The organism is Deltaproteobacteria bacterium (assembly GCA_003696105.1).
Taxonomy (GTDB): Bacteria; Myxococcota_A; Polyangia; order Haliangiales; family J016; genus J016.
Window position 1 is genome coordinate 1 of the sequence record RFGE01000154.1, and the last position, 3,148, is coordinate 3,148.

Sequence of the window (3,148 nt, forward strand, 5' to 3'; positions counted from 1 at the left end):
CCCTTGACGAGCCGGGAAAGGGCATCCAAGGGATATACGAGGGGGCGGGCGCCCCCGTGGAAATCGAGGATGCCGCTGGGGACGCGCGCGCGCTTCAGACGCACGTTTTCGCGTTGTCTTCCGGCGCGCGCGTCGCGATCCTCGGCTCGCACCAGTTGGACCATGAGTTGCCCGCGCTCGTGGGCCACGAGGCGTAGTCTTAATCCCCTCGGCGGGGAAAGGGGTCGGCCGACCCCTTGGTTGAAATCGAGAGCGAAACCGGAGGGTTGACAGGCCGTTTCCGACGACCCCCGGCGGAGGGGGGGCGAGAAACGTTGACGTCGCAATCCGGATCGCGAAATTGTCCAGTCATTTTACCGAGGTTGGTCGTCCGCCGATGTCGGCGTGACGACGCGTCGGGTCGGTGGATGCCGAGGACGACTGTGCGACAAGTTGTCATAGAGCGGCGAAGTCAGATGATGCGGAAGGGTTCGGGCGGGTCGAGGATGCCGGGCGCGACGCCCTCGTGGTGGATGCGCTCGCAACAGGCGGCGCACAACCGATAATAGCGCAGACTGTCGGTGCTCGGGTCGTATAGGCCCTCGAGTTGGCTGCGCAAGCGGAGGTAGGCGGCGTGGGACAGGTCGGGGGCTTCGAACACGGATTTCTGGACGCGCACGGCGTAGTCGAGCAGGGCGCGGACGGCGCGGTAGCGGGTGCGGTCGTTGGAGATGTCGAATGCGATCACGGTGCGCATGGGTCACTCGATCCGATAGGGTTCGTAGTGGGGTTGCCGGCCGAGTACGACGCGCGCAAGGTGCCGGACCTGCTGTTCGATGATGTCCCGATAGGCGAGCCGGCGGTCCTCGGGCGGGTAGCGCGCGGCGCTGCGCATGCGACGCTCGAAGGCGTCGATGAAGATGCGCATGCCGTCGCGCTTGACGACCACGGGCTCGCCGTCGCCGGGGTCGTCGAAGTGCTCGGGCGTGAGCATGCCGCGGTTGATGACCGCGAGGACGACGGCGTCGACGGCGGGCGCGCGCATCTCCTCGACGAGATCGCACACGAGCGACGGCCGCCCGGTGAGGGGCGCGTGCAAGGCGCCGACGAACGGATCGAGACCGACGGTGCGGACGGCGCCCTCGACGACGTTGGACAGCAGGGTGTAGCCGAGCGACAGCAGCGCGTTGACGGGATCCATGGGCGGCCGGCGATTTCGCCCCGGGAACGCGAATCCGGGGGCGCGAATGAGATCGCCGAAGGCGCGAAAGTAGGCGGCCGTACCGGATCCTTCGCATCCGCGGATCTCGTCGGGATCGACGGCTCGGCCGGTCCGGACGATGGCGGCGCGCAGGCCGGCGACGGCGCGCGCGATGGCGTCGGTCCGCCCGTGGCGGCGCGCGGCGCGCTGGAGCAGCGTCCGACAGTTGGCGAGCTTGCCGGCGACGATGCGGCGGGCGAGATCCGCGGCGCGGTCGGCGTCGAAGACGAGCGCGCGCATCTGGGCGATGCGCAGGGCGACCTGGCGCGAGACGTCGCTGCCGATGCGGGCGCGAAATCGGCCGTGGTGCGACAGCAAGACGACGTCGATGCCGCGGTCGACGAGCAGCTCGAGCGCGGACGGGGTGACGACGATGTTGCCGACGAGAACGACCTGGTCGACGTCGTGGACGTGGACGATGTCGAGGCGATCGCGTCCGCGGTAGACGTGGAGCGCGGCGCCCTGCCGCCGGATGCTCCCGCCGTCTTGCACCACGTAGATCGAGCGCATCACGCATCCCCGCCGGTCGAGTTGCGGTCGCCGCCGGCGCCGGCGCCAGGCGGCTCGGGCGACGGGTCGGCGTCGGCCTGCAATCGTTCGAGGCGTTCGAGGCGCTCGTCGATGCGCCGCACCCACTGGCCGAGCGTCTCGATCGGGTCCGCGACGAGGTCGTCGTCGTCGAGCCACGCCGCGAAGGGGGCCCACGACGGCGGCGCGGGCGCGGTCTCGCCGGTGGCAAACAGAGCCGGGGTGGCGTAGGGCACCGGGTCGGCGCCGTCGAAGCAGCGGCAGTCGGCGGCCGCGTCGGGGCAGATGCGGCGCAGGCGCCGGCAGCCGGCCGGAGACGGGATGCCGCGCCGCGCGCGCTCCAGCTCGGCGCGCGGCGCGCGTGCGGCGGCGAGCACGTCGTCGGCGAGCTGGCAGGCGGGACCGACGAGTCCGAGGGTGTAGATGACGGCGGACAGCTCGGCGGGCTCGAGCCGGCGCCGCTCGTAGGCGCGGCGGACGAGCGCGCGCAGCACCGCGCAGCCGGAGAGCATCCGTTCGCACGCGGCGCGCTCGTCGTCGCCGGGCGCGATGGCGCGCAGGCGTTCCGCGAGCGACCGCGGGGAGTCGACGGCGACGAGCGCGGGCGCGGGGCCGGCGGGCGGATCCACCTCGGGGGCGGGCAGCGGGGCGAGGCGGCGGCCGAGCACGTCGGCGACGCACGCATCGTCGGCGGGCCGCAACCGCGCGAGGGCGGCGGCGGGGTCGCCGATGGGTTCGAGGCGGTCGTCGAGCAGTGGACAGGGCCGCAAGCTGCCGCGGTGGATGCCCAGCGGCAGCTTCACGAGGCTCGACAGGCCGCGCCGGCCGGGACGGTCCTGCTTGGGAAAAATCTCGACGGACACGTCCGCCGGCTGCGCGCCCGCGGCGGTGACGATTTGGGCGAGCAGCGCGCGCGCGGCGCGGGCGGGCCGGCGCGGGCGGAAGAACAGCCACAGGTGCATGCCGCGGCCGCCGCTGTCGGCGGGCCATAGCGGGATGCCGAGGCGCGCGGCGCAGTCGATGAGCCGGGCCGCGTAGCTGCGCAGGCGCGGATGGCGGCACGGGGAGGCGTCGTCGCCGGCGGTGGCGCGGACCTCGGCGAGGGCGTCGGCGGACAGGTCGAGGTCGAGGACGGCGTAGGCGACGGTGGCGTCGGGAAACAGCAGGTACTGGCCGACGGTGATCGAGCCGCGCAGATGGGCGAGCGCGACGTCCGCGGTGAGCGGCTCGCGCACGGGACGATAGCCGGAGCGCCGACGGCGGTCGTCGTGCCACTGGCGCGCGTACAGGTCGCGGCGGCCGCCGAACCACGACAGGAAGGCGTCGGCGAGGGCGTCGTCGGGGTCGGCGCCGGGGGCGGGGGCGGCGGCGTCGAGCAGC

At 73.0% G+C, this 3,148-nt stretch carries 4 protein-coding genes; 1 reads left to right on the forward strand and 3 read right to left on the reverse strand.

The features are described 5' to 3' along the window. On the forward strand, nt 1-197 hold a 197-nt coding region (locus D6689_10510; protein RMH41656.1), incomplete at its 5' end, for a hypothetical protein. Nucleotides 198-451: 254 nt separating this feature from the next. Here D6689_10510 and cas2 read toward each other — a convergent pair. From cas2 to D6689_10525, 3 genes are all read right to left on the reverse strand, one after another. Then, a complete protein-coding gene (cas2, locus tag D6689_10515; protein ID RMH41657.1) occupies nt 452-736 on the reverse strand; it encodes a CRISPR-associated endonuclease Cas2 in 285 nt (94 codons plus the stop codon). A 3-nt stretch (nt 737-739) separates the two neighbouring features. Further along, complete coding sequence (cas1, locus tag D6689_10520; GenBank protein RMH41658.1) at nt 740-1,750, reverse strand: CRISPR-associated endonuclease Cas1; 1,011 nt, start codon at nt 1,748-1,750, stop codon at nt 740-742. Then, nucleotides 1,750-3,148 (reverse strand): hypothetical protein (locus D6689_10525; GenBank protein ID RMH41659.1); only part of this gene is annotated, 1,399 nt, incomplete at its 5' end. The genes cas1 and D6689_10525, both read right to left, overlap by 1 nt.